Here is a 403-nt window from a genome sequence, read left to right as displayed (position 1 = left end):
ACACATCGTCGTGTCTTCCGGCATCTGGTCGAACAGCGTATTGATCGCATCGCCCTTGCGGGTTTCGCCGGTCAGGTGTCCGGTGCCGGGCGGCATGCGCAGGCGGTCGGTCATCATGACACGATGCGGCATGTCGTCGAAACGCCAGGTGCCGTGCGCAATATCGGAGCATGGCTGGCCGAAGAACAGACGCTGGCTGAAGTCCCGTCCACTCGCCAGCTCGATGTCACCGTCCTCGGGCTGGTCAGGGTAGCTTGCCAGATCATAGAAGCGCGCCCGGTCCGCGGCGTCGGGGCCGAGCAGTGTGGGGTGGGGGTTGAACCAGCGCAGCAGCCAGTCATGCACGTCCGCCGCGTCCATACGCCGGGCCTGGATGCCGGCGTTCGCCAGTCCGCCGCACAGA

General features: G+C 66.0%; 1 protein-coding gene. It reads right to left on the bottom strand.

Annotated elements, in window-relative coordinates; genetic code table 11:
- Positions 1 to 403 (bottom strand): TraC family protein (locus KDH83_RS31830; protein ID WP_212323177.1); only part of this gene is annotated, 403 nt, incomplete at both ends.

Source organism: Achromobacter sp. Marseille-Q0513 (assembly GCF_018195695.1).
Lineage (GTDB): Bacteria > Pseudomonadota > Gammaproteobacteria > Burkholderiales > Burkholderiaceae_B > Achromobacter.
The sequence above is the reverse complement of the archived record's forward strand: the minus strand, read 5'-3'. Positions and strand labels throughout refer to the sequence as shown.